Consider the following 26445-nt stretch of genomic DNA (forward strand, 5'->3'; position numbering starts at 1 on the left):
TTTAAGAGACCGGTTGGCACGATCGGGTGTTGCAGTGCGAAAAAACCTATAAAAATTAAGCCATCCACCTGTCTCATATTGTGAATACGGTGTCGGCTGTCTATAGTGCCCGGCGGATGGGGAGCTTGCTTTCGACCTTGTTTGACGGTCGAAAGGGCCACGGGGAAATGCATGTCGGTGCATCGTGTAGCCGTCACAGGCCGATTCCGGGCTCTGTTCACACGCCGCGGATCACCGCGCCGCCACAATCCCTCAAATCAGTCCCGTTTCGTGAACCCAATCATAATCAGTCGGGAAAGAAGCGTCCGAAAAATGAATAAGTTGCATGCTGCAAAGGCAGCCGCGGCTGCCGCGATGGCGTGGCTGGCGTTCGCGTCGTCGAACGCTTCCGCGCAGGAAACCCGCCTGTCGACCGGCGACGCCGTGGTGACGCGGTTCTCCGGTCTTGAAAACGGCGGCGAGGGGCCGGCCATCGATTCCGGCGGCACCACGGTCGAACTCATCAATGTGCGCTCGCCCGGCCGCCCGCCGACCGGACAGGTCTGGCGCGACGCCCCGACCTCCGTCCTCGCCCGCGCCCTCGATGTCGGCCAGGTGTTCGGCATCGCCATCGACGACGGCGCCCAGCCGACCATCTATGTGAGCGCCACCTCCGCCTTCGGCCTGCATCTGAAATCCGACGGCTCCTGGCTCGACGGCCAGTGGGGCCCGCAAGGCGCAGCCGGCACGATCTACCGGATCTCGCCGGAAAACGACTATATCCCCGAGGCCTTTACCGAAATCGCGCCGAACGACCGCTACAACACGGGCGCCGCGCTCGGCAATCTCGCCTATGACGCGGACCACAAGCAGCTCTTTGTCACCGACCTGGAATCGGGCCTGATCCATCGCGTCTCCGCCGAGACCGGCGATATCACGGGCACCTTCGATCACGGCGTCGACGGCCGCTCCTATTTCCTCGACGTCGCCTCCGGCGACTACCACGTGCTGCCGGTCGTGGAGTTCGATCCCGAGACCGAGGCCCAGCTCGACAACTGCCAGACGCCGGATGGCGCAACGGCCGATGCGTCGACGACGCCGTCCTGCTGGAACGTTGCCGACTACCGGCGCCGGGTCTACGGCCTTGCCGTCGACCGCGACGAGCAGAGCGGCCGCGCGCGGCTCTACTATACGGTCTGGGGCGCCGATCCGATCGGCGACGAGACCTGGGCCGAGGCCGGCGAGGATTCCCGGAACACCGTCTGGTCGATCGGCATTTCCGCCTCCGGCGACTTCGATGTCCAGGACATCCGCCGCGAATTCGTGCTGCCGAACTTCTTCGCCAGCGACCGCCGCCCCGAAGGCGACGACGGTGAAGGCGGCGACAATGCGGGTGAGGGCGGCAACGACGCCGATCCGGCGACCCTGAAGCCGAACGGCGCGCCGAGCGACATCGCCATTTCCCGCGACGGCGTCATGCTGGTCGCCGAGCGCGGCGGCCTTGTGCCCGACGGCGCCGGCCCGGGCCTGTTCGCCCAGCCGAAGATGTCCCGCGTGCTGCGCTACCTGCGTGACGACGAGGGCATCTGGCAGCCGGACGCCCGCTACAATGTGGGCAACACCGAACGCGGCGAGGAGGACGGGCCTCCCTTCATCCGCGCCAACGCCAATGGCGGCGTCGCCTTCGGCTTCGGCTACACCGATGCCGGCGAACTCGATCCGGAAGCTCCCGACGCCTTCGTCTGGGCGACCGGCGACAATCTGTGCTCGCCCGACGGCCCGTGCTCGGGCAACGAGAGCGACGAGACCAACGGCCTTGAGGGCGTTCCGATCGACGGCGGCACGGAAATCCTCGCTCCCGAAGCGCTCAACCCGCCGGCAGACGGCGCCTCCGCGACGCCGCCGGACGGCGTCGATTCGGCCTATATCGTGCCCGGCAACCTCGCCGACGAGCCGCCGCAGCGCACCGCCTTCCGCGTTTCCCACCCCGGTGACGTCGAGGTCGTCGTCGGCGGCGGCGAGACCGAAGAGGAGATCGCCTACGACGACGCCCTGCCGCGCGATCCCGAAATCCCGGAGGGCGACGAATCCACCGAATTCGACCTCGCCATTTCCAAGACCGGTCCCGTCGAATGCCTGCCCGGCGAGGGCTGCGCCTTTGAGGTGACCGTCACCAATTCCGGTTCCGGCCCGTTCCAGGGCCCGCTCTTCCTCTATGACGAGCTGTCGCTGTCCTCCGTCAGCCTTTCCGGCGACGTCGGCGAGCCGTGGAGCTGCGAGCAGATCGACGGCATGGTCTTCTGCGACGCGCCCGACATCACGCTCGCCGTCAGCGAGAGCATCACCCTTGAGATCGCCATCGATCTTCCGGCCGAACCGCCGGCGCGCTCGCTGCTCAACTGCATCGAGGTCGGCTGGCTCGGCCGCGAATACCGCACCCGCATCCGCTTCCTGCAGCGCGCGCTGCGCGACCGCGGCCAGGACCTGTCCGCCATCGACGGCGTCTACGGCCCTGAGACCAATGCCGCCATCGAGGCGGTCAAGCAGGAACTGGGCCTGCCGGTCGACACCGAGATCACCGACGAGCTTCTGGAAGCCCTGTTCGGCTCCGTTTCCGGCTTCGACGGCGACGAGAACCCGGTCAACGACCGCGATTGCCACCGCGTCGCCATCCCGGGCGAGACGCCCACCGATCACTGGCGCGCGCTGTCGGCGTTCCATCGCCGCTTCGTCTCCGAGCGCCACGACCAGGCCGACACGGAGTTCATCGACACCCACGAACCGGCGCTGTCGAACTTCCACCGCCGCTTCCGCTCGATCCGCCACGACGGCACCACCACGGCGCCGATCCCGTGGCATCGCCGGGGGCTGTCGCGGTTCCATCGCCGGTTCCGCTCCGCCTCCCATGACGGGCGCATCACCCGCTTCATCCCGGTGCATGACGAGGCGCTGTCGTCGTTCCACGAGGACTACCGCTCGGTCCAGCACGACCGCATCACCACCGATCCGATCGACGAGCATGACCGGGGCTTCTCGCGGTTCCACCGCCGCTGGGATTCCGACCGCCATGACGGCATCGTCACGCGGCTGGTGCCGATCCACCGGCGCGCCCTGTCGCGGTTCCACGAGGACTTCCGATCGAGCCGCCATGACGGCATCTTCACGGACGCCGTCAGCATCCACAATCCGGGAATTTCCGCCTTCCACTTCGCCTACCGTTCGGGCCTCCACGACCGCAACCTGACGCGGCTCGGCCCGGGCCACTGGCGCCGTATCTCGCGCCTGCACCGGCGTTGGGAATCCGGATGGCACAATCGCTGGAACTCCGTGGTCCGTCCGGGCCATGGCCCGCGCGTGTCCAGCTTCCACGGCGGACGCCGGTCGCACTGGCACAACTGGCGCACCTCCACCGGGCGGCCCGGCCATCTGCGCGGTCCGTCGCGGTTCCACCGCAACTACCGCTCGATCTACCACGCCCGCGGCCGCTCCATCGGTCGGCCGATCCACGGCGCCGGTCGCTCGCGGTTCCATCGCCGGTTCCAGTCTGCCGGCCACAACAGGCGCCGTTCGGTCTGGCGTGGCCAGCACCGGCCGCGCGTGTCCCGCGGCAACATCAGGCCGGGCCACAATGTGCGGCGGTCCCGCGGACGTGACGGGCAGCACAACGTGCGGCGGTCGCGCCGGCAGAACCAGCAGCACAGTGTGCGGCGGTCGCGTGGGCAGAACCAGCAGCACAACGTGAACCGGTCGCGTCGTCGCGACGGGCATAACGTCAACCGCTCGCGCCGCCAGAACCAGGGGCACAACGTGAATCGGTCCCGCAGGCGTGACGGGCACAATGTGAACCGCTCGCGCAGGCGGGACGGCCAGCACAACGTGAACCGATCCCGGCGCCGTGACGGGCAACACAACGCCAACCGCTCACGCCGCCAGAACCAGCAGCACAACGTGAACCGTTCACGTAGGCGGGACGGCCAGCACAATGTGAACCGCTCCCGGCGCCGCGATGGTGCCCGCCAGCAGAACCAGCGTCACAATGTGAACCGGTCACGGCGGCGGGACGCCAACCGTCAGCAGAACCAGCGTCACAACGTGAACCGGTCGCGGCGGCGGGACGCCAACCGCCAGCAGAACCAGCGTCACAACGTGAACCGGTCACGGCGGCGGGATGCCAACCGCCAGCAGAACCAGCGTCACAATGTGAACCGGTCACGGCGGAGGGATGGCGCACAGCACAACGCCCGCCAGTCCCGGCGTCGCGACGACGCCAATGTGAACCGCCGCCAGCGTCAGCAGCAGCAGCGGCAACGCCAGCAGCAACGGCGCGCTCGCCAACAGCGGCAACGCCAGCAGCAGCAGAGGGCACGCCAGCAGCGGCAAGGCCAACAGCAGCAGCGGGCACGCCAGCAACGGCAACGCCAGCAGCAGCAGCGGGCACGCCAGCAACGGCAGCGTCAGCAGCAACAGCGGGCGCGCCAGCAACGGCAACGCCAACAGCAGCAGCGGGCACGCCAGCAACGGCAACGCCAGCAGCAGCAGCGGGCACGCCAGCAACGGCAGCGTCAGCAGCAGCAGCGGGCGCGCCAGCAGCGGCAACGCCAGCAGCAGCAGCGGGCGCGCCAGCAGCGGCAGCGTCAGCAGCAGCAGCGGGCACGCCAGCAACGGCAACGCCAGCAGCAGCAGCGGGCACGCCAGCAACGGCAACGCCAGCAGCAGCAGCGGGCGCGCCAGCAACGGCAACGCCAGCAACAGCAGCGGGCACGCCAGCAACGGCAACGCCAGCAGCAGCAGCGGGCACGCCAGCAGCGGCAACGCCAGCAACAGCAGCGCCGCCGTCAGCACAATCAGCGGCGCAGCCAGCGCAACTGATGACGCTGCAGAAAAGACAATGCGGCGGACGAGCGTATCGTCCGCCGCGGCTTCCCCGGCACCTGCCGATGCGGAACGGCCCGGCCAATGCCTGTCCGGCCGCCGCGTGATCGCCACCTTCCAACGCCAACATCGCCCGTCCCGGCCTCGCGGCATCGACAAAGCCGGCTTGTGTGGCGTGGATCACACCGGAGCGGACCGAGGCGTCCTACATCGGGGTCGTGCCCCCCAGGAAAGCGGTCCGGCACCCGCCGGCCTCGCCGGTGCGGTCCGCCCCGCCAGAACCCGCCCAGAAGGAGCAGCCCAGAAGATGCACATGCGTATTCCCCGATCGACCGGCGGTGCCCGCCGGTTGCGAAACCTGGCCCTTGTCGCCGCGCTCGGTACCCTTGCCGCGTGGCCGGCGCATGCCGAAGAAAAGGCGGTGGTGACCGTTCCCGGCATCTCGCTGAACCAGAATTTCGTTGCCGGTGTCCGGGCCGCGCGCTCCTTCAACGTCGAGAACCGTATGGAAACCTTCGAGTTCCTGCTGCGGGCGCTGCCGCCGAAGGTGAAGGTCTATCCGACCGAGAACTATTTCTATTTCACCTTCAAGCATGGCGGCATGGAATATGCCGGCAACATGCGCCTCGACGTCGGCGACCGCGACGACGGCGTCCTGCATTTCGCCTATTTCTCCAAGACCGAGCCCTGGAACATGGAGATCCTCTCCCAGTACAAGGCCCTGAACGCGGAGGACGGCGTCAAGGTGGAGAAGGTCGAGGACTTTCTCTACCGGGTCACCTACAAGGACATCTCGGTCGAGTTCCAGCTCAACGACCTCACCGGCGTCAAGCCGCCGGCGGCCCGCGTCGCGCCCCAGGAGGACTATCTGGGTCCGGTATTCGATGAGTCGGGCGTGGAGTTCTATTTTCTCTTCGACCGCGAGCTGAAGCAGTTCCGCTTCGTCCTCAACGAGGAGGGCACGCCCTCCGACATCCTGGTGCCCTATTCGGAAGACACGCCCGTCATCCTCGTCGGCATGCGCACCGGCTTCGTCTTCTTCGACGACCGCCGCCAGGACCGCAAGCTCCTGATCGGCGTCAACCGCGTCAATGTCGAGGCCAACAACTATTTCGACGGCCCGTTCGACCAGCTTCCCGACAACTTCATGCTGCACGGCGAGTTCAAGGCGGCGATCCTGCAGAAGCATCCCTCGCTGAAGGACGAGATCGACGACCACGGCGTCTTCATCGGCCAGGACGGCCGCTTCCTGGTCAACCCTTACGTCAACTATTACCGCCTCAACCAGCTCGACAGCTTCTACCGCTGCATCGACCCGGGCCTCGACCGCACCGCCTATTACAACTGCCTGACGGCGGGCGACGACGAGGAGGACCGCGGCAAGGGCCTCGGCGCCAGCCGGAACGGCGACGACGAGGGCGGCTATGGCGACGACAACGCCGATGGTGACGAGCCGATGGACGACCCGGCCGATGCCGGCGACGAACCCGAGGACGACGGCACCAGCGCCCGCTGACGTCTCCGGCATCCGACAAGCGAACCCGGCCGCCGCCCGCGGCCGGGTTTTTCGTTTGCTGGCACATCGCTGCCGCCGTCAGCCATCCGCGCTCCACCGTTGCCCCTGCGACATGCGCCCTGTGGAAACTGTATGCAACGGCGCTGTTGCTCTTGACCTTTTCCCCGTGCGCGTCTTCTCTTTGAAGGACGAGGCCGTTGGACGCCGAACCTTCCGCGGCGGGCCCGGTGGAACAGCGACAGCATGGGGGCGCGCCCTTGGACGGGGTAGCCGGGAAGATCGACACCGCGACGCGACCGGTGCCGCTGCTTGAGGCGCGTGGCATCGTCAAGCGCTTCGGCTCCGTCGTCGCCAACGACGCCGTCGACCTCACCATCCAGAGCGGCGAGATCCACGCCCTTCTCGGCGAGAACGGCGCCGGTAAGTCGACGCTCGTCAAGATCCTCTACGGTGCGTTGCAGCCGACCGCGGGCGAAATCCGCTGGAAGGGCGAGGCGGTGCACCTGACCGACCCGGCCCGTGCCCGCCGCATCGGCATCGGCATGGTGTTCCAGCATTTTTCCCTGTTCGACGCACTGACGGTCAACGAGAACATCGCCCTTGCGCTCGCCGGCACCAGTGCGGACGCGACGCTTTCAAGCCGCATCCGCGAGGTCTCGGCCGAATACGGCCTTGCCGTCGACCCGGGATCCGTCGTCGCCGACCTTTCCGTCGGCGTGCGCCAGCGCGTGGAGATCATCCGCTGCCTGCTGCAGGACCCCGAACTCATCATCATGGACGAGCCGACCTCGGTGCTGACGCCCCAGGAGGCCGACCAGCTCTTCGTCACGCTGGAGCGGCTCGTCGGCGAGGGCAGGTCGGTGCTCTATATCAGCCACCGCCTGGAAGAGGTGCAGCGGCTCTGCCACAACGCCACCATCCTGCGCCACGGCAAGGTGGTCGGCGCCTGCGATCCGCAGGAGGCCTCGGCCGCCCAGCTCGCCCGCATGATGGTCGGTGCCGACGTGCTGGAGCTTCAGACTGGCGCCGAACTCGACCGCGAGGCGCCGGTGCGCCTGCGCGTCCACGAGCTCTCCGTGCCGCCGCCCCATCCCTTTGCCGTCGCCATCGACCAGGTCTCGCTGGAGGTGCATGGCGGCGAGGTGGTGTCGATCGCCGGTGTCGCCGGCAACGGCCAGGACGAGCTGTTCGATGCGCTCTCCGGCGAGACGCCGGCGCGCGACAATGCGGCGATCGAGATCGACGGCATTCCCTGCGGTCGCCTCGGCGTCACCGCGCGGCGGCGCCTGCACGCCGCCTTCGTGCCGGAGGAGCGCCTCGGCCACGGCGCCGTGCCGCGCCTGAAGCTGTCGGAGAACGTGCTCTTGACCCGCCACGGCACCGGCGAGGGGCTGGTCCGCGGCGGTGTGCTCTCGCGCGGCGGCGCCAAGGGCGTCGTCGGCCGCGTCACGGAACTCTTTGACGTCAGGAAGGGCGACCCGGACCCGGAGGCGATGTCGCTTTCCGGCGGAAACCTGCAGAAATTTGTCGTCGGCCGCGAGATCGACCGCAAGCCGGGCGTCCTCGTCGTCTGCCAGCCGACCTGGGGCGTCGATGCGGGCGCTGCGAGCATCATCCGCCAGGCGCTCATCAACCTTGCCCGCGCCGGCTCGGCCGTCCTCGTCATCAGCCAGGACCTCGACGAGATCCTGGAGATTTCCGACCGCATTGCGGTGATCTCCAAGGGCCGCCTGTCGGCCCCGCAGCTCGCCCGCGGCATCACCCGCGAGGAGATCGGCCTCCTGATGGGCGGGGCCGGGGAACGCCAGGCCATGGCGATGGAGCTTGCCGATGCGCATTGAGCTCGTCCGCCGGCCGAACCGCTCCCGCGCCATGGCGGTGCTGTCGCCGCTGGTCGCGATCGCGCTAACCGTCATCGCCGGTTTCGTGATCTTCACTGCCGTCGGCGTCGACCCCTTCCGCGCCCTCTACATCTATTTCATCGAGCCGCTGACGGCGATGTGGTCGGTGGAGGCGCTGATCGTCAAGGCGGTGCCGATCGTCATCATCGCCGTCGGCCTGTCGCTCTGTTTCTATTCCAACACCTGGAACATCGGCGCGGAGGGCCAGCTCGTCGCCGGCGCCGTTGCCGGCTCGGCCCTGCCGATCCTGTTTCCCGATATCCAGGGCCCTTACGTGATGCCGCTGATGCTGATCCTCGGCATTGCCGGCGGCATGGCCTATGGTGCCATCCCTGCATTCCTGAAGACCCGCTTCGGCGCCAACGAGATCCTGACCAGCCTGATGCTGGTCTATGTCGCCCAGCTCATGGTCGACTGGCTCGCCCGCGGGCCCTGGCGCAATCCGGCAGGCCACAATTTCCCGGACAGTCGGCCCCTCGACGGCGACCAGATCCTGCCCGTCGTCTTCGGCGACAGCGTCCGGCTCAACGCCGTCTTTGCCATCGTCATCGCCGTCATCGCCTGGTTCGTGCTGCGCCGCACGATCACCGGCTTCCAGATCACCGTCCTTGGCCAGGCGCCGCGCGCCGGCGCCTTTGCCGGCTTCAGCCACAAGAAGATGGTGGTGCTGGCGTTCCTGATCTCCGGCGGCCTTGCCGGGCTCGCCGGCATCTGCGAGGTCGCCGGCCCGACCGGCATGCTGCGCACCTCCGTCTCGCCGGGCTACGGCTTCACCGCCATCATCGTCGCCTTCCTCGGCCGCCTCAATCCGATCGGCATCATCTTCGCCGGCCTCTTACTGGCGCTGTCCTACATGGGCGGCGAGGGGGTGCAGATCGAACTCGGCATGTCCGACCAGATCACCCGCGTCTTCCAGGGCATGCTGCTGTTCTTCGTCCTCGCCTGCGACACCTTCATCTTCTACCGCGTCCGCATTGCGCGCACGCCCGCCGCCGGCGCGGCCCGGACCGAGGGGGCCTGACGCCATGGAGATGTTCGAAGGCATCGTGCTCACCATCATCACGGCGGCAACGCCGCTCCTGTTCGCGGCCATCGGCGAACTGGTGACCGAGCGCTCCGGCGTCCTCAATCTCGGCGTCGAAGGCATGATGGCGGTCGGCGCCGTCTGCGGCTTTGCCGCCGCGCACCTCACCGACCAGCCGGTGGTCGCCATCGCCGCGGCCGCCGCCGCCGGCGCCCTGATGGCCGCGCTCTTCGGCGTCGTCACGCTGATCTTCGTCGGCAACCAGGTCGCCTCGGGCCTGGCGCTGACGCTGTTCGGCCTCGGCCTGTCGGCGCTGATCGGCAACGCCTATGTGGGCATTCCGGGCATCGGCCTGCCGAAGCTCGACATCCCGGTGCTGACAGACATCCCGCTGATCGGCCCGATCCTCTTCGGCGAGGACCCGCTCACCTATCTCGCCGTCCTGCTTGCCGTCGGCGTCTGGTGGTTCCTGTTCCACACCCGCGCCGGGCTGATCCTGCGCGCCGTCGGCGACAACCACGTCTCGGCCCATTCGCTCGGCTACAATGTCATCAAGGTGCGGTTCCTGGCGGTGATGTTCGGCGGCGCCTGCGCCGGGCTCGGCGGCGGCTACCTGTCGCTCGTCTACACGCCGCAATGGACCCAGAACATGACCGGCGGGCGCGGCTGGATCGCGCTGGCGCTGGTCGTCTTCGCGACCTGGCTGCCGTCGCGCATCGTCATCGGCGCGGTCCTCTTCGGCGCCGTCAGCATCCTGCAGCTCCACGCCCAGGCCTTCGGCGTCGGCATTCCCTCGCAGTTCCTGTCGATGCTGCCCTACCTGACCACCGTTGTCGTGCTCGTCATCATCTCGCGCGATCGCACGCTTTTGAGGGTGAATACGCCGGCCTGCCTCGGCCAGTCTTTCGTGCCCGATCGCTGAGCGCGGCCGGCACGCTCTTGTACGGACCCGTCTTATGACGCAAGTTTTACGCTCAAGAGGGGTTCACTGACGTCAAACCGGCGGGCGTTTTGTCTCGCCCGCCGCGAACAGGGAGATTTTTCATGCGCAAAAGCTTCGCTCTCGCCGGGGCCGTCCTCGCCCTCGGCATGATGGCCGGCGGCGCCAACGCCGCCGACAAGGTCAAGGCCTGCTTCGTCTATGTCGGGCCGCACAATGACGGCGGCTGGTCCCAGGGCCACGATACCGCCCGGCTCTATGCCGAGGAAAAGCTCGGCGACGCCGTCGAGACCGCCTACGTGGAGAGCATTCCGGAAGGCCCGGATTCCGAGCGCGCCATCGAGCGCTTCGCCCGCTCGGGCTGCAACATCATCTTCACCACGTCCTTCGGCTTCATGGACCCGACCATCAAGGTCGCCAAGAAATTCCCGGACGTGAAGTTCGAGCACGCCACCGGCTTCAAGACGGCGGAGAACGTCACCAGCTACAACGCCCGCTTCTATGAGGGCCGCTATATCATCGGCCAGATCGCGGCCAAGGTCTCCAAGAACGGCGTCGCCGGCTACATCGCCTCCTTCCCGATCCCGGAAGTGGTGATGGGCATCAACGCCTTCATGCTCGGCGCCCAGTCGGTCAATCCGGACTTCAAGATCAAGGTCGTCTGGGTCAACACCTGGTTCGATCCGGGCAAGGAGGGCGACGCCGCCAAAGCCCTGTTCGACCAGGGCGCCGACATCTCCGTCCAGCATACCGACTCGCCGGCTCCCCTGCAGATCGCCCAGGAGCGCGGCCTGCAGGGCTTCGGACAGGCCCACGACATGATCGAGTTCGCGCCGAAGGCCCAGCTGACGGCCATTGAGGACCATTGGGGCCCGTACTATGTCCGGCGCATCCAGGCGGTCATCGACGGCACCTGGGAATCCCAGGCGAGCTGGGAAGGCCTGAAGGACGGCCTCGTCGTCATGGCGCCCTACACCAACATGCCGGCGGAAGTCGCAGAAGAAGCGAAAGCCACCCAGGCGGCGATCGAATCCGGCGAGCTGCATCCCTTCAAGGGGCCGATCTTCAAGCAGGACGGGACTGAGGTCATCGGCGAGGGCGAGGCGCTGGACGACGGCACGCTCCTCGGCATGAACTGGTACGTCAAGGGCATCGACGACCAGCTTCCGAAGTAGGTCCGGCGGCTGTTCAAGGCCCTTCGACCTTCACGATGCATGCGCCGGCGCCCGATATCGGGGTGCCGGCGTTTTTTTGGAAATGCGTACCAATACCCCCTTGGCCGCGCCGGCGAATGGTTGCAAGATCGCCGGCACGAGAACGACCCTGGAACCCTTTCGTGACCGACGACCCGGACAGTAGACGTCCGCCGCAGACCGGCCGTGCGCGACAAGCCATGGAGCCCGTTGCGGCATGACCCCCGACATCGACGCGCGCTTCGACGACGAGATCGGATTCCTCAAAAGCCTGATCCGCATCCCGAGCAGCAATCCGCCGGGCAAATGCGCCAAGGCCTCCGAGGCGGTGGCCAAGCTCCTGGAAAAACAGGGCTTCGAGGTCGAGCGCCTGCCGGTGCCGAAGCCCTTCGTCCACCAGTACGGCATGCGCAGCACCGCCAACCTCCTGGTGCGCAAGACCTTCGGCGAGGGTACCGGACCGACCGTGGTGCTCCAGGCCCATGGCGATGCCGTGCCGCCCGGCGACGGCTGGTCTGAAGATCCCTTCGGCGGCCACAAGCGCGGCGGCGCCATCTACGGCCGCGGCGCGGCGGACGCCAAATGCGACATCGCCACCTACACGTTCGCGCTGCTCGCCCTCATCGATGCGGCCGGCGAGGGGCTCAACGGCGCGGTGGAACTGCACGTCACCTTCGACGGCGAGGTCGGTGGTGCGCTCGGGCCGTCCTGGATCCTAGGCCAGGGCCTCAGCAAGCCGGATTTCGCCATCTCGTCGGGCATCACCCATGTGGTGACGACGGCGCACAATGGCTGCCTGCACCTGGAGATCGTCATCCGCGGCATCCAGGCCCATGCGGCAATTCCGGAGACCGGCGTCGATGCGCTCGCCGCGACAACGCCGATCCTGACGGCCCTCTATGCGGAGCGCGACCGGCTTTCGGGCATCCGCAGCGCCGAGCCCGGCATCGGCACGGCCAAGCTGACGGTCGGCATGATCACCGGTGGCATCAGCTTCAACGTGGTGCCGGACCGGGTCGTGCTGCAACTCGACCGGCGGCTGATCCCGGAAGAGGACGGCGAGGCGGTCGAGGCCGGCCTCATCGAGCTCATCACCAAAGCGACGCCGGCGCTTGAGGGCATCGACGTGGAATGCCGGCGCAAGATGCTGGCCGAGCCGCTTTGTCCGGCGCTAGACACCCTGCCGCTCGCCCATCTGGTCCAGGAAAACGCCAGCGCGGTGCTCGGCGCCGACGTGCCGATCACCGGCGTGCCGCTCTATACCGACGCCCGCCACTATGCCGCTGCCGGCATCCCGACCGTGCTCTACGGGGCGGGACCGAAGGACATAAGCGAGATGAGCGCCCACAGCGCCGACGAGCACATCGCCCTCGACGACCTGCACGCAGCAACCGCCGTGGTGGCGCGCACGCTCGCCGACATTCTTTCGGGCACGCTGGCAACGGGCGAGGGGGCGTAGCTTCTTATTCCCCGCCCGTCACTTCCGTGACGATCTCTTCCAGGAGCGCGTTGATCTCGCCGAGGGCGGCTTCCGATTCTGGCGTCTCGGCGCCCGTCAGCCGGCGGAATCCGACAGTGACGGTTCCGGGCGCATCGCTGCGCTCGAAATAGAAGAGGGTGTAGGGGCAAAAGGCGATGTTCTGGGGATCGGCCTCCATCGCCTTTCGAGACAGCACCGCCGAGCAGAACTGCGTCATCTGGGCGTTGGCGTAGGGCGAGGCGTCCGCCCCCACATCGGCCTCGGTGCGCTTCAGCATCTCGCCGATCCGGCCAGTATAGTCGACCACATAGCCGCGATTGACGATGGCGTCGTTGACGTCGAAGGCGACGGTGTCGAAGTCGCTTGCGACCTCACGCACGAACAGCCCGGAAGCGGCATGCGCCGAAGGCGGCACGGCGAGCAGCAACAGGCCGAGCGCGGCGGCCGAAAAGCGCGAGAAAAGTCCCATGGCATCCTCCCGTCCGGCCCGTTTGCCGAGCCGTTATATTCAAAAAGATGCATGAGTGTGCGCCGGTTCGGTCGCCATGTCCAATGATTGCACGGAACGGTGCGTTGCAGGCCCGGTCGATCGGCACGCAATAGCACTGGCACAATTTCGCCTAAATCGCTAAGCTGCGGAAAGTATGAGCCGAATCTGATTCGGCCTGTGGTTGCGTCCCCGATATTTTCCGAAACGTGAGACCCGCTGGAGCGGACGCGATGGCCAATGCCTTTCAGTTCCCGTCAAGAACCTCGAATCTGAGCCTCATTCGCCAGGACCCGCCCGCGGTCGCTGCCGAAGCGCCAGCCGTGGAGGCCCGCGCCGTCGCAGAGGAGCCCGGTGCGCTCGCTGCCGTGCGCGAACTGAGCTCGCGCTTTGCCGCCTATGAAGAGAGCCTGGAAAAGCTGAAGCGGATCAACGAGGAAATGCGCCTGCGCCTGGCCGAGAGCCGGCAGGGCTAGTCCTCGTCGCTGTCCCCAACCTCGGTACCGCGCCTGAGCGCCAGTTCGACCGCCCGGTCGGCCTCAAGGCACGCCTGCTCGTAGACTTCCAGCACGGTGTCGCTGCGCAGCGCCTTGCCGTTCTCGAACGAGCGGATGCCGCCATGGACGATGTCCAGCACCAGCGCGCGGGCGATCTCCTTGGCGATTCGCGTCTCGTTGATGCCGAGCCTGTACGGGGTCTCGGCCTCGATCGTCGCCAGCCGCTCCGACATATCCCTGACGAACGCCGCCACCGGACCCTCGACAGCCGTCGCAGCAACGGCGATGAGCGTGTCGATCTCGTCGCTGCGGCCGGTCGAGGTGTCGTAATAGGTGGTGTTGTCGGACATTCTTTGGCTCAAAAAGGCAAATCGGACACGGCAAAAAACAGCAATCGTCTCTATGCCGGTCCATCGTGTCGTCACGATGGCGGCAGCAGAAGCGGTCACGATGTCGCCGCGGCGGGAAGGTCTCCGTATAGGCGGCATACGGGGACGAATTCAATATCAAAAAAGCCCGTTCGGCCGCTTTCCTGTCGCACCGTTGCAGCGCAGCCGGCGAAAATCAGAAATGTCATATAATCCAACGAATTAAAAAAGTTAGTTAGATGTATTCCAGTAAGCAGTGAGGAACGGTTGTGCGCCGGGCAATGCGGTCAGGAAAGCGACGATGCATTGCGGTCGGCGGCGGGGATTGCGGCCGCATGCGCTGCCCGTGAGATGTCCCGGTCGAGGGCGGAGAGCGCGTCCATCACCGTCCCTTTGAAGACCAGCGCGGTCTCGTCGGCGACGAGGTCGAATTCCAGCGGATAGAACAATGCCTCGACGAGCCCGTCGTCGTAGCCCCGTCGGATATGCGGCTCCAGGAGGTCGAAATAGGGCATGCCGGTGCCGGTGAAGACGATCTTGCGCGGATCGACGAGGGCGAACACCCGGGCAAGGCCGTGGCCGAGCGCCGTGCCGGCGTCACGGAAGGCAAGGAGCGCGGCGTCGTCGCCCGCGCGGGCCCTGGCCGCAAGGTCCGCCATTTCCTCCGCGCTCGGATTGATGAAGGCGGGGTTGGTCTTCGGATCGAGCCCGTTGGCCGTCCTCCAGATGGCGTAGTCGCCGGAATAGGCCTCGATGCAGCCGTGCCGGCCGCAGCGGCAGAGCGCACCCTCCGGCCGGTGGATGGTGTGGCCGAGTTCGGCCGCCGACGAGCGCCAGCCGGAGAAATTACGGCCGTTGAGATAGAGCCCCATGCCGACGCCGCAGCCGACCAGCACGACGACGAAGTCGCCGCTGTAACGGTCCGGCTCGCCCCAGTGCAGGCCTTCCACCATGGTCGCGCAGTCGTTGACGACGCTGGTCGGCACGCCGAGCCGGGCGCCGAGCGGCTCGGCAAGGTTGATGTCGCGCACGGTGGAGAAGGGGGTCCATAAGAGCCGCTGGCGTGAGGCATCGACGATGCCCTGCACGGCAACCACCTGGCGGCGGACGGCACCCAGCGGGATGTTCTCGGCCGCCAGCGCCGCCTCGATCTCGCCGGCAATCGCCTCCACGGTCTCGCGGGCACCGAGCCTTGCGCCGGCGATCGAGGTCTTGCGGCTGGCGACGGTGGCGCCGGAATAGTCGGCGACGACGACGCCGATCTCTTCCACGGAGGCGAGCACGCCGACGACCCGTGCGAAATCGGGATTGAGCTTCAGCCGCACCTGCGGCCGGCCGCGCGGCGTTCCCGCCGGCCGCTTGCCGCGCGCCTCGATGAGGGCGCCCTCGGCAATGAGGTCGCCGGTGATCGCCGAGATGGTCGCAGAAGAAAGCTGGGTGGAGGCGGCGAGCCAGGTGCGCGAGACGGATCCGTGGCGCCGGACCCGGTCGAGGATCAGGTGGCGGTTCTGGCGCCGGACGGTTTCGCTGTCGGCCTTGACGGTGCGGTAGGACATGGCTGGCGTATCGATCGAGCGTTTCCGAATTCGGCCGGGTTTTGGTCGGTTTCCCGGCTTTTTGTGCACCCGGTTCCGGCCCGGAGTTTCCGTTCCGGTCTTTTTGCCGGGGAGTGGTGTTTAGATGTTGACGCAAATTTGGAATTGCGTCACTCTTTTTCTCGGGTCTCGAAAAAAATAACGGCCCGTCATACAGAAATTCACGCAGCCTTCCGGCGAGACGTGATCAAAAATGGATTGGTGTTCGCCGGAACACCGGGAGGATCTCATGAAAAAGTTTGTTACCCTCATTGCGGGGGCCGCGATCGCCACGACCATGGCGACGGTGGCCCTGGCTGACGATCTCGTGGTCGGCGTGTCCTGGTCGAACTTCCAGGAAGAGCGCTGGAAGACCGACGAGGCGGCGATCAAGGAAGCCCTCGACGAGGCCGGTGCCAAATACATTTCGGCCGACGCCCAGTCGTCCGCCGCCAAGCAGCTCACCGACGTGGAGAGCCTGATCGCCAACGGCGCCAACGCGCTGATCATTCTCGCCCAGGACACCGACGCCATCGCCCCGGCCGTGCAGAAGGCCGTCAACGAAGGCATCCCGGTCGTCGGCTACGACCGCCTGATCGAGAACCCCGACGCCTTCTACATCACCTTCGACAACAAGGAAGTCGGCCGCATGCAGGCCCGCGAGGTCTTCAAGGTGCAGCCGGAAGGCAACTACGTCTTCATCAAGGGCAACGCCGCCGACCCGAACGCGGACTTCCTGTTCTCCGGCCAGATGGAAGTGCTGCAGGAAGCGCTCGACGCCGGCAAGATCAAGAATGTCGGCGAGGCCTATACCGATAGCTGGCTGCCCGCCAACGCCCAGCGCAACATGGAGCAGTTCCTGACCGCCAACAACAACAACGTCGACGCCGTCGTCGCCTCCAATGACGGCACCGCCGGCGGCGCCATCGCGGCGCTCGCCGCGCAGGGCATGGCCGGCTCCGTCCCGGTCTCCGGCCAGGACGGCGACCACGCGGCCCTCAACCGCATCGCGCTCGGCACCCAGACCGTGTCGGTCTGGAAGGACTCCCGCGAACTCGGCAAGGCGGCCGCCAAGATCGCCGTGGAAATGGCCAAGGGCACCAAGATGGCCGACGTCGAGGGTGCCGAAAAATTCTCCGGCGGCCCGAAAGGCATTGAAATGAATTCCATGTTCCTGGCGCCGATCCCGATCACCCGCGACAATCTCGACGTCGTCATCGACGCCGGCTGGGTGACCAAGGAAACCGTCTGCCAGGGCGTCAAGCCGGGCACCGTCGAGGTCTGCGACTGATCGCATAAGCCCTCAAAAGGGGCGACCCTTCTGACTGACATCAACCCAAGTCCGCGCCGGGCGTCCGGCGCGGACCTCCGAAGGGCAGCGACCATGTCATCGCACAACAACGCCGAAACCGCCGGTGCGACGGCCAGCCCCGGCACGGCACGGTCCCGGACCGGCAGTCCCGTCGCCCGCTTCTTCCAGGCGACCGAACTCGACACCCGCCTTCTCGGCATGATCGGCGCGCTGATCGTGTTGTGGATCGGCTTCGACATCGCCTCCGGCGGCGTGTTCCTGACCCCGCGTAACCTGTGGAACCTTTCCGTCCAGACCTCGTCCATCGCGGTCATGTCGACCGGCATGGTGCTGGTCATCGTCACCCGCAACATCGACCTGTCGGTCGGCTCCGTGCTCGGCTTCGTCGGTATGATCATGGGCGTCACCCAGGCGATCGAGCTGCCGCAATATCTCGGCTACGAGCACCCGGCGACCTGGGCCATCGCGCTCGCCGTCGGCGTCGTGCTCGGCGGCGCCATCGGCATGTTGCACGGCTATGTCATCGCCTATCTGGGCGTTCCGGCCTTCATCGTCACCCTCGGCGGTTTGCTCGCCTGGCGCGGCGCCGCCTGGTGGGTCACCTCGGGGCGCACGGTCGCGCCCATGGACGGCAACTTCAAACTCATGGGCGGCGGCGTCGACGGCGCCGTCGGGGCGACCGCGAGTTGGATCATCGGCATCGTCGCGTGCCTCGCCATCATCGCGCTCCTGCGCTACGGCCGCACCCAGCGCCAGCGCTTCAATTTCCCGCTCAGGCCGGTCTGGGCCGAACTGACCCTCGGCGCCATCGGCTGCGCGGTGGTGCTCGGCGCCGTCACCGTGGCCAATTCCTATCCCTGGCCGCGCCGCATCGCAGAGCGCTATGCCGAGGCCAACGGCATCCCGATCCCGGACGGCGGGCTCTTTATCTCGCACGGCCTTGCCGTGCCGGTGCTGGTCGCCCTCGGCGTCGGCGTCGTCATGACCTTCGTTGCCACGCGCACCAAGTTCGGCCGCTACGTCTTTGCCATCGGCGGCAACCCGGAGGCTGCGGAACTGGCCGGCATCAACACCCGCCGCATCACCATGTTCGTCTTCATGGTGATGGGCATGCTGTGCGCCATTGGCTCGGCCATCTCGACGGCCCGGCTTAACGCCGCGACCAACGCGCAGGGCACCCTCGACGAGCTCTACGTCATCGCCGCCACCGTCATCGGCGGCACCTCGCTCGCCGGCGGCGTCGGCACCATCGCCGGCGCTATGCTCGGCGCCGTGGTCATGCAGTCGCTGCAGTCCGGCATGGTGCTGATGGGCATCGACTCGCCACTGCAGAACATCGTCGTCGGCATCGTTCTCGTCATCGCCGTCTGGGTCGACACCATGTACCGCAAGCGGACGTGACAGGAAGGAATTCCGCCATGCAGGGATCGAACACGCCCCTCATCGAAATGATCGACATGTGCAAGTCGTTCGGCGGCGTCCACGCCGTCGACCACGTCTCGGTCGACCTCTATCCGGGCGAGGTCATGGGCATCCTTGGCCACAACGGCGCCGGCAAGACCGTGCTGATCAAGATGCTGTCCGGCGCCATCCGCCGCGACAGCGGCACCATCAAGGTCAATGGCGAGGTCGCCAACATCAACAATCCGCGCGACGCCAAGCACTACGGCATCGAGACCATCTACCAGACCCTGGCGCTCGCCGATAACCAGGACGCGCCGGCCAACCTCTTCCTCGGCCGCGAGCTGATGACCGGCTGGGGCACGCTCGACGACGTCGCCATGGAGGCCGAGACCCGCAAGGTGATGAACCGGCTGAACCCGAACTTCGCCAAGTTCAAGGCACCGGTGAAGGCGCTCTCCGGCGGCCAGCGCCAGTCGGTGGCGATCGCCCGCGCGATCTACTTCAACGCCAAGGCCCTGATCATGGACGAGCCGACCGCGGCGCTCGGCCCCCAGGAGACCAAGCAGGTGGCGGACCTGACGATCCAGCTCAAGAAGGAAGGGATCGGCATCTTCCTGATCAGCCACGACCTGCACGACGTCTTCGACCTCGCCGACCGCGTCAGCGTCATCAAGAACGGCCGCCTCGTCGGCACCGCCCGCACCAGCGAGGTCACCAAGGACGAGGTGCTCGGCATGATCATCCTCGGCAAATGCCCGGCCGCGGCAACGCCCGGCCCCGGCGCGCTGGAACGCGACGCGGCCTGAGTGCCGCCATAACGACAAGAACGACCCGACCGGCGCGGCCCTCCCGCCGCGCCGCCCAACCAAAGGAAAAAAACGTGTATCTCGGCATCGATATCGGCACCTCTTCCGTGAAGACGGTGCTGATCGACGCCGGCCAGACCGTTCTGGCCAGCGCCACCTCCGATCTCACCGTCTCAAGGCCCCAGTCCGGCTGGTCGGAACAGACCCCCGACGACTGGTGGCGGGCAACGCTTGCGACCATCGACAGCATCGCAAAGAGCCATCCCAAGGAACTGTCGGCCGTTGCCGGCATCGGCCTTTCGGGCCAGATGCATGGCGCGACGCTGCTCGATGTCGAAGACAACGTGCTCAGGCCCGCGATCCTCTGGAACGACGGCCGCTCGGCGGCCGAGTGCCGCGAGCTGGAAGAGCGCTGCCCGAGCCTTCGCGCGATCGCCGGCAACATCGCCATGCCGGGCTTCACCGCACCGAAGATCGAATGGGTGCGAAAGCACGAGCCGGAGGTCTACGGCAAGATCGCCAAGGTGCTGCTGCCCAAGGACTATGTCCGGCTGCAGCTCGCCGGCGTGTATGCATCCGACATGTCGGACGCGGCCGGAACCCTCTGGCTCGACGTCGCCGGCCGCTGCTGGTCGGACGAGCTTCTCGACGCTACGGGCCTCGATGAGAGCCAGATGCCGACGCTTGCCGAAGGCACCGAACCGACCGGCGGCTTGCGCGACGAATTGCGCGAGCGCTGGGGGATCACGGGTGAGGTGGTGATCGCCGGTGGCGGCGGCGACAACGCGGCGTCCGCCTGCGGCATGGGCACCATTACGCCGGGAAGCGCTTTCCTTTCCCTCGGCACCTCCGGCGTCCTCTTCGTCTCCAACGCCAGCTTCGCGCCCAACACCGACGGTGCTGTCCACGCCTTCTGCCATGCCGTGCCGGATACCTGGCACCAGATGGGCGTCATCCTTTCCGCGACCGACAGCCTCAACTGGCTGGCAACGCTGACCGGCCGCTCGGCGCCGGAATTGACCGCGGAAGCGGGCATGGACGTCGAGGCCCCGTCGCCGGTCGTCTTCCTTCCCTATCTCTCCGGCGAGCGCACGCCCCACAACGATGCGGACGCCCGCGGCGTCTTCGTCGGCATCGACCATTCCTGCGACCGGGCCGTGATGACCCGGGCGGTGATGGAGGGCGTCGGCTATGCGTTCCGGGACTGCCTCAGGGTCCTCAACGCAGCCGGCACGGACATCTCGAGCGCGCTTGCCGTCGGCGGCGGTGCCCGCTCGGCCCTGTGGCTGAAGATCGCCGCGTCGATCCTGAACCGGCCGCTGGAAATCCCCCATGGCGGCGAGACCGGGGCGGCCTTCGGCGCCGCCCGTCTGGGCCTCGTCGCCGCCACCGGCGCGGACCCCACGGAGGTCTGCACCAAACCCGATATCGAGGCGGTCGTTGAGCCCGATGCGGCCCTTGCCGCCCGCTACGACGACGGCTACGGGCGCTACCGCGCGCTCTATCCGGCAATCAAGGAGGTCATGAGCAAATGAGCGATTTCTTCAAGGGCATCGAACCGGTCCGCTATCAGGGGCCGGACAGCACTGACCCGCTGGCGTTCCGGTTCTACGATCCGGACCGCGAGGTGCTCGGCAAGCGCATGGAAGACCAACTGCGCATGGCCGTGTGCTACTGGCACTCCTTCTGCTGGCCGGGCGGCGACCCGTTCGGCGGCCAGACCTTCGACCGGCCCTGGTTCGGCGATGCCATGAAGGACGCCAAGCTGAAGGCCGACGTCGCCTTCGAGCTGTTCGACCTCCTCGGCGCCCCGTTCTTCACCTTCCACGACCGCGACATCGCGCCGGAAGGCGACAGCCTTGCGGAGTCCAACCGCAATGTGCGCGAGATCGCCGACTATTTCGCCAGCAAGATGGAGACGTCGAAAACCCGGCTGCTCTGGGGCACGGCGAACCTCTTCTCCAACAAGCGCTACATGGCCGGCGCCGCCACCAACCCGGACCCGGACGTCTTTGCCTATGCGGCGGGGCAGGTGAAGAACTGCCTTGAGGTCACCAAGGACCTCGGCGGCGCCAACTACGTGCTGTGGGGCGGCCGCGAGGGCTACGAGACGCTCCTCAACACCGACATCAAACGCGAACTCGACCAGCTCGGCCGCTTCCTGTCCCTGGTCGTGGAGCACAAGCACAAGATCGGCTTCGACGGCACCATCCTGATCGAGCCGAAGCCCCAGGAGCCGACGCGCCACCAGTACGATTTCGACGTCTCGGCCGTGTTCGCCTTCCTGCAGCGCTATGGCCTTGAAAAGGAAGTGAAGGTCAACATCGAGGTCGGCCACGCCGTCCTTGCCGGCCATTCCTTCGAGGACGAGATCTGCGCGGCCCAGGCCTACGGCATCTTCGGTTCGGTCGACGCCAACCGCAACGACTACCAGTCCGGCTGGGACACCGACCAGTTCCCCAACAACGTGCCGGAACTGGCGCTCGCCATCTATTACATCCTGAAGGGCGGCGGCTTTGCCACCGGTGGCTTCAACTTCGACGCCAAGCTCAGGCGCCAGTCCCTCGACCCGGTCGACCTGGTGCACGGCCATGCCGGCGGCATGGACATCTGCGCCCGCGCCCTCCTGGCCGCCGCCGCAATGCTCGAAGACGGCTCCCTTGCCAGCTTTGTCGACGACCGCTATGCCGGCTGGGAGACGCCGGAGGCAAAGGCGATGCTGTCCGGCAAGCGCAGCCTTGCCGATATCGCCGAGCGGGTGGAGCGGGAAGGGCTCGATCCCAAGCCGCGCTCCGGCCGGCAGGAATTCCTGGAAAACCTCGTCAACCGCTTCGTCTGACCAGGGCAAAGCGAAAGGACCCCCGGATGACGATCGAGACATTTGGCAAAACGGCATCCGGGGAAGACGTCGAGGTCATCACGCTCGCCGGCGGCGGGCTCACCGTGAAGCTGCTCACCCTCGGCGCCCTGGTGCACGACATCCGGATGGACGGCATCGCCCATCCGCTGGTGCTCGGCATGAACAGTGTGGCGGAGTATGAGGCCCATGCCCGCCATTTCGGGGTCCTCGCCGGGCGCTTCGCCAACCGCATCGGCGGCGGACGCTTCAGGCTCGACGGCATCGACTACCAGCTCGACCGCAACGAGAACGGCGTCACCCACCTCCATGGCGGCAGCGCCGGCTTTTCCGACGAGGTCTGGGAGATCGTCGATGCCGACGAGGATTGGGCAACGCTCACCCTGATTTCGCCGCGCGGTGCTGCGGGCTATCCGGGAAGGGTCGAGGTCATCGTGGTCTATCGCCTCAACCCCGGCGGCGTGCTGGATCTCGATATCGTCGCGACGAGCGATGCCCCGACGCTGATGAACGTGACCACCCACAGCTATTTCAACCTCGACGGCACGGACACCATCGACGGCCACAGGCTCGAGATTGCCGCGGAAAGCTACACGCCCGTCGACGACAAGATGGTGCCGACGGGCGAGGTGGCGCCGGTAGCCGGCACCCCTTACGATTTCCGGCAGGCGAGGGCGCTCGCGGGCACCCGCCTCGACACCAATTTCTGCCTTGCCGACGCGCGCCGGAAGGACCCGCAATTTGCCGCCAAGGTCACGGCCGGCGAGCTTGCCATGTCCGTCATGACCACCGAGCCGGGGCTTCAGGTCTATACCGGCGAGGGGGTCGGCCCGCCGGTGCCGGGCCTCGACGGCCGGCGCTACGGCCCGCGCGGCGGCTTATGTCTTGAGCCGCAGGTCTGGCCCGATGCGCCGAACCATGAAGGCTTTCCGTCCGCGGTGCTGCGCCCCGGATCGGTCTATCGGCACATCACACAATACGTGTTCGAAAAGGTCTGAGTCTCGGACTGTCCGATTATCGCCGTCGCGGCTGCAGCGCGGCGACGAGGCCGAGGAGCGAGCCCTCCATCAGCCAGGCGAGCCCGAGCCTTGCGCCGAGCGCGATCGAGATCATCACCACCGGCGCGGTGATCGAAAGCGTGGCGACGGCCGACAGGCCCTGGCCGATCGTGCAGCCCATGGCGAGCACGCCGCCGGTCCCCATGAAGAACGCACCGACCAGGTGCCGGCGCAGCTCGCGCGCGTCGTCGCAAGCCTCCCAGCGGAAGTCGCGGGCGCGGATCGCGCCGCCGAAGGCCCCGGCGATGACGCCGAGGACGGCGCCGATGCCGAAATCGATCGTCGCGCCCGAAAAGGTCATCACATAGACGATGGTGTTGCCGAGCGGGCGCACGAAGGAGAACGATTCAACGCGCTGCGGATCGAACGGATCGGCGATGAGCCAGCCGGTGGCGACCCAGCCGAAGCCGACGGCGGCCCCGACCGCAAGTCCGGCGACGACGAGCCGCCAGGTCGCCCGGAAGAAGGCATCCTTGAGGGCCCAGACGGCAAGGCCGAGCGCGATCGCATAGCCCCAGAACGGCCCGGTATCGAGGCCGAACGTGGTGTCGAGGATGGTGTTGAGGCTGGCGCCGCCGATCGGGCCGAGGTCGATGACGGCAAGGTCGAGGACGTTCTCGCGGAACATGCCGGTGATGCCGGCCATGGCGGTGTAGGCCGAGACGCCGATGACGAGGAAGACGACGATGGCGCGAAGGTCGCCGCCGCCGATCCTGGCGAGCGTGCCGAAGCCGCAGGTGCCGACGAGCGCCATGCCGGCGCCGAAGAGAAGCCCGCCGAGGATCGCGCTCAGCCACGGAAAGGTGGTGTGGTGGTAGATGGAATGGGAGAGGTCGATCAGCCCGCCCGCCGCCGCCGTCTGGGTGACGGCGAGGGCGACCGCGATCGCCAGGGCCCAGGCGCGCAGGCGGCGCAGATCGCCCGCGAAAAACGCGTCTTCCAGCGCCTGCAAAGTGCAGAAACGGCCCACTCGGGCCGCGTATCCCATGACCGCACCGCCGGCAAAGCCGCACAGCGCGCCGGCCACGGGCGCGGCGAGTCCTTCCATCGACGTTTCCTGACCCTAAGGGTTTTTGTTTTCCCTATCGAGCATCGGAATTGTCTAAAGTACAAGAGGCAAGGTGAGATTTGATCGCGGGCGAAGGTCTGTTTTTTGCGCGAATAGGGCCGCAAAGGGCCGGGCCTCTAGCTGGGAGGGGCTATTGGCCCGGGCGGCAATCCGGCCGGCAGAAGACGTCGTAGATGGCGTCGATCACCCGGTGCACGTCCTTGTTTTCAATGCTGTAATAGATCGTCTTGCCTTCCCGGCGGGTCGACACCAGACGGTCCATGCGCAGCCGTGCGAGCTGCTGCGAGACGGTCGGCTGCCTCAGCGCCAGCATCGATTCCAGTTCGGTGACGGATTTTTCGCCCTCGGCCAGAATGCACAGGATCAACAGCCGGCTTTCGTGGGAAAGCGCTTTCAGGAAGTCGCTCGCTTCCTTGGCGTTGTCGACGATGCGTTCCAGCTCCGGCGAATACACCAATTCCTGAACGCTGGGTACGGTCAAATCACTTCTCCTCTTGCCCCGTCATCCGCGGCGCAACGGACTCACATTCGCTTTCATACAATGCGAAATCTCAACAGTCCGCCAATTGAGCGTTGTGAATACGATCGGGCTTCGCGGCAGCCTTCGCTGAAACGTGCCGGATACCCCACGGTTCCGGCAGACGGACAGCATTGCTGACCTTACCCCACTCCGCCGCAGCCGTGAAGTCGCGCCCCGGCGCGGCGCCGGATCGCGCCGGCCCTGCTGCGGCCAGTGGTCGCCCGGAAAAAGCGCCGCCTCGGCCGGGCGCCGCCGGGTTTGCCGGCAAAAACCCCGATTGCCGGGGCTTTTCCAGCTTGGCGATCAGCTCCGACAGCATGAACCAGAAGAACTCTTCACCCGGATAGCCGCGAATCCGCCCGATTTCTTTGCCGTCTTCGACAAGCACGAAAGTTGGTGTAAAGGTCTCAAGCCGGATGCCCGCCAGATCGCCCGGCAGCGGCTGGTGGATATCGATTCGGCGAAGCGGCGCGCGCCGGCCCTCCGCGGTCTTCGGATAGACCGGCGCGATCTCCGCGTCGAACCGTTCGCACCAGGGGCAGCCGTCGCGCTCCAGGACGAGGAGTTCGGCCGCGCCGGCCGGCCCTGCAAAGAGCACGAGACCGGCCGCGAAACCGAAGAGGCAACGCCTGAGGAGCATGAAGCGCGCGAGCATGGGACCCCATCACGATGGTGCGAGTTTGCCGATCCCCGGCTTCCCGCATCGGGTTTTATGATATATGCGCTTCTTGGAATGCGAAATCGAAATGTCACCGGCGCGTCAATTCGGCCGGTTTTTGGGGGGAAGTGAGCGGCCATGGGATTTGACGTAACCTATCTCGGCGCCTTCGTCGGCGGCCTCATCGCCTTCGTGTCGCCCTGCGTGCTGCCGATCGTGCCGCTCTATCTGTGCTACGTCGCCGGCGTCTCGCTCGACGAGCTGACCAGCGAGGACGACATCGCCGTCTCGCGGCGCAAGGTAATGACCTCGGTCATCCTGTTCGTCCTCGGCTTTTCGACGATCTTCACCCTGATGGGGGCGACGGCGACGGCGCTCGGCCAGATGGTGCAGGCCTACCGGAGCTGGTTCGAGATCGCGGCCGGCGTCATCATCGTCGTCATGGGCCTCCATTTCCTCGGCCTGTTCCGGATCGGGTTCCTCTCCCGCGAGGCGCGGCTCAACGTCAACACGGGGCAGGCGACCTATATCGGCGCCTATCTCATCGGCCTTGCCTTCGGCTTTGCCTGGTCGCCCTGCGTCGGCCCGGTGCTGGCCACCATCCTGTCGCTCGCCGCCGACCGCAGCGCGGTCTGGGAGGGCGTCATCATGCTGGCGCTGTTCTCCGCCGGCCTCGGCATCCCGTTCATCCTCGCCGGCTTCTTCACCGACCGCTTCCTCGGCCTGATGAAGGGCCTGCGGCGCTATATGGGCGCCATCGAAAAGGTCGTCGGCGTCTTCCTCATCTGCGTCGGCGTCCTGTTCCTGACCGGCGACTTCTTCATGTGGAGCGCCCAGGCCGGCGCCTGGATGCTCGACACTTTCCCGGGCATGCAGAGGTTCGAGGAGAACATGCTGGACCTCCTCGGCAGCGGCCGGCAGGGCGCGTAA

At 66.8% G+C, this 26445-nt stretch carries 21 protein-coding genes; 15 read left to right on the forward strand and 6 right to left on the reverse strand.

Annotated features, from left to right (window positions below; translation table 11 throughout):
* The first annotated feature begins 312 nt into the window (after positions 1-312).
* The 7 genes from M2319_RS20720 to M2319_RS20750 all read left to right on the forward strand — a co-directional run bounded on the left by M2319_RS20720 (position 313) and on the right by M2319_RS20750 (position 12884).
* The gene (locus tag M2319_RS20720) at positions 313-4848 is read left to right on the forward strand and encodes a hypothetical protein (RefSeq protein WP_264603375.1); all 4536 of its coding nucleotides are present in this window, start codon (positions 313-315) and stop codon (positions 4846-4848) included.
* A gap of 316 nt (positions 4849-5164) precedes the next feature.
* A complete protein-coding gene (locus M2319_RS20725) occupies positions 5165-6367 on the forward strand; it encodes a hypothetical protein (RefSeq protein WP_264603376.1) in 1203 nt (400 codons plus the stop codon).
* Between the two features lie 257 nt (positions 6368-6624).
* On the forward strand, positions 6625-8208 hold the full coding sequence (locus M2319_RS20730) for an ABC transporter ATP-binding protein (RefSeq protein WP_264603377.1): 1584 nt from the start codon (positions 6625-6627) through the stop codon (positions 8206-8208).
* Positions 8198-9289: an ABC transporter permease gene (locus M2319_RS20735; RefSeq protein ID WP_264603378.1), complete on the forward strand. Its 1092-nt coding sequence runs from the start codon at positions 8198-8200 to the stop codon at positions 9287-9289. The genes M2319_RS20730 and M2319_RS20735 overlap by 11 nt, the downstream gene beginning before the upstream one ends.
* Positions 9290-9293: 4 nt before the next feature.
* Positions 9294-10214, forward strand: a complete 921-nt coding sequence (locus tag M2319_RS20740; RefSeq protein ID WP_264603379.1) for an ABC transporter permease — start codon at positions 9294-9296, stop codon at positions 10212-10214.
* Between the two features lie 122 nt (positions 10215-10336).
* Positions 10337-11407, forward strand: a complete 1071-nt coding sequence (locus M2319_RS20745; RefSeq protein WP_264603380.1) for a BMP family ABC transporter substrate-binding protein — start codon at positions 10337-10339, stop codon at positions 11405-11407.
* 235 nt (positions 11408-11642) lie between these two features.
* Positions 11643-12884: a M20/M25/M40 family metallo-hydrolase gene (locus M2319_RS20750; RefSeq protein ID WP_264603381.1), complete on the forward strand. Its 1242-nt coding sequence runs from the start codon at positions 11643-11645 to the stop codon at positions 12882-12884.
* Between the two features lie 4 nt (positions 12885-12888).
* On the opposite strand, the gene M2319_RS20755 is transcribed toward M2319_RS20750, so the two are convergent.
* A complete protein-coding gene (locus M2319_RS20755) occupies positions 12889-13374 on the reverse strand; it encodes a DUF302 domain-containing protein (protein WP_264603382.1) in 486 nt (161 codons plus the stop codon).
* Between the two features lie 251 nt (positions 13375-13625).
* Here M2319_RS20755 and M2319_RS20760 point away from each other — a divergent pair, with 251 nt between their 5' ends.
* Positions 13626-13868, forward strand: coding sequence for a hypothetical protein (locus M2319_RS20760; protein WP_264603383.1), 243 nt, complete (start codon positions 13626-13628; stop codon positions 13866-13868).
* Here M2319_RS20760 and M2319_RS20765 read toward each other — a convergent pair.
* Entirely contained in the window at positions 13865-14239 is a 375-nt protein-coding gene (locus tag M2319_RS20765) for a hypothetical protein (RefSeq protein ID WP_264603384.1), read from the reverse strand. The two genes, M2319_RS20760 and M2319_RS20765, sit on opposite strands and share 4 nt — an antisense overlap.
* Before the next feature lie 305 nt (positions 14240-14544).
* On the reverse strand, positions 14545-15813 hold the full coding sequence (locus M2319_RS20770; RefSeq protein WP_264603385.1) for an ROK family protein: 1269 nt from the start codon (positions 15811-15813) through the stop codon (positions 14545-14547).
* A gap of 268 nt (positions 15814-16081) precedes the next feature.
* On the opposite strand from M2319_RS20770, the gene xylF reads away from it, so the two are divergent.
* The 6 genes from xylF to M2319_RS20800 all read left to right on the forward strand — a co-directional run bounded on the left by xylF (position 16082) and on the right by M2319_RS20800 (position 23208).
* Complete coding sequence (xylF, locus tag M2319_RS20775) at positions 16082-17122, forward strand: D-xylose ABC transporter substrate-binding protein (RefSeq protein WP_264603386.1); 1041 nt, start codon at positions 16082-16084, stop codon at positions 17120-17122.
* A 93-nt stretch (positions 17123-17215) separates the two neighbouring features.
* Positions 17216-18544 (forward strand): sugar ABC transporter permease, encoded by a 1329-nt coding sequence (locus tag M2319_RS20780; protein WP_264603387.1) that lies wholly within the window; start codon positions 17216-17218, stop codon positions 18542-18544.
* Between the two features lie 17 nt (positions 18545-18561).
* Positions 18562-19353, forward strand: coding sequence for an ATP-binding cassette domain-containing protein (locus tag M2319_RS20785; protein WP_264603388.1), 792 nt, complete (start codon positions 18562-18564; stop codon positions 19351-19353).
* A 74-nt stretch (positions 19354-19427) separates the two neighbouring features.
* Positions 19428-20888 carry a xylulokinase gene (xylB, locus tag M2319_RS20790; protein ID WP_264603389.1) on the forward strand — a complete coding sequence of 487 codons (1461 nt, stop codon included), beginning with the start codon at positions 19428-19430 and terminating at the stop codon, positions 20886-20888.
* Positions 20885-22192, forward strand: coding sequence for a xylose isomerase (xylA, locus tag M2319_RS20795; RefSeq protein WP_264603390.1), 1308 nt, complete (start codon positions 20885-20887; stop codon positions 22190-22192). Before xylB ends, xylA begins: the two co-directional genes overlap by 4 nt.
* Positions 22193-22218: 26 nt before the next feature.
* A complete protein-coding gene (locus M2319_RS20800; RefSeq protein ID WP_264603391.1) occupies positions 22219-23208 on the forward strand; it encodes an aldose epimerase family protein in 990 nt (329 codons plus the stop codon).
* A gap of 16 nt (positions 23209-23224) precedes the next feature.
* Here M2319_RS20800 and M2319_RS20805 read toward each other — a convergent pair whose 3' ends face one another.
* The 3 genes from M2319_RS20805 to M2319_RS23220 form a co-directional block, all read right to left on the reverse strand.
* Positions 23225-24316 (reverse strand): YeeE/YedE family protein, encoded by a 1092-nt coding sequence (locus tag M2319_RS20805; RefSeq protein WP_264603392.1) that lies wholly within the window; start codon positions 24314-24316, stop codon positions 23225-23227.
* A gap of 151 nt (positions 24317-24467) precedes the next feature.
* Positions 24468-24818, reverse strand: coding sequence for an ArsR/SmtB family transcription factor (locus tag M2319_RS20810; protein WP_264603393.1), 351 nt, complete (start codon positions 24816-24818; stop codon positions 24468-24470).
* A gap of 70 nt (positions 24819-24888) precedes the next feature.
* Positions 24889-25512: a hypothetical protein gene (locus M2319_RS23220; RefSeq protein WP_406682247.1), complete on the reverse strand. Its 624-nt coding sequence runs from the start codon at positions 25510-25512 to the stop codon at positions 24889-24891.
* A gap of 141 nt (positions 25513-25653) precedes the next feature.
* Here M2319_RS23220 and M2319_RS20820 point away from each other — a divergent pair, with 141 nt between their 5' ends.
* Entirely contained in the window at positions 25654-26445 is a 792-nt protein-coding gene (locus M2319_RS20820) for a cytochrome c biogenesis CcdA family protein (protein WP_264603394.1), read from the forward strand.

The organism is Rhodobium gokarnense, from assembly GCF_025961475.1.
Classification (GTDB): Bacteria; Pseudomonadota; Alphaproteobacteria; order Rhizobiales; family Rhodobiaceae; genus Rhodobium; species Rhodobium gokarnense.